The sequence below is a fragment of the Neisseria sp. P0021.S006 genome (genome assembly GCF_051956895.1).
The window spans coordinates 1-453 of record NZ_JBQCWZ010001237.1 but is presented as its reverse complement, the minus strand read 5'-3'; the positions used below and the strand labels follow the sequence as shown (position 1 = coordinate 453).

Below are 453 nucleotides of genomic sequence, written 5' to 3'. Positions count from 1 at the left end.
GTAAAAACTGTTGATTAATGGGGTAAATGGCTCTTGAGTTATCCACATTTGCGCTTATATAGGCTCTAACAGAATATATTTGAAGAGGAACTTAAAATGAGATTTGCTAAATTGACTGCCAAATTTCAGCAAGCTCTGCAAGAAGGTCAAAGTCTGGCTTTGGCTGCGGACAGCAGCTATCTTGAGGCCGGCTTTATCTTAAAAGCGTTGTTTGACGATCAAAACAGTGGTGCTGCTGCGTTATTGGCTCATGCAGGTGTGAATGTGCCTCAAGTAAAACAACTTTTGCAGCAACATTTGAGCAGCTTGCCAAAAGTATCCGGTCAAGGTGGCGATATTATGCCTAGCCGTGAACTGCAAGCTGTATTGAACTTGATGGACAAGGCTGCGACCAAACGTGGCGATGCCTATATCGCCAGCGAACTTTTCCTGCTGGCTTTGGTTCAGCAGAAT

The 453-nt window shown here is 44.2% G+C and carries 1 protein-coding gene; it reads left to right on the top strand.

Annotated features, from left to right (window positions below; translation table 11 throughout):
• Window positions 1-96: 96 nt before the first annotated feature.
• The coding region (locus tag ACTHUM_RS19660) for a Clp protease N-terminal domain-containing protein (RefSeq protein WP_440403963.1) at window positions 97-453 on the top strand (357 nt) is incomplete at its 3' end.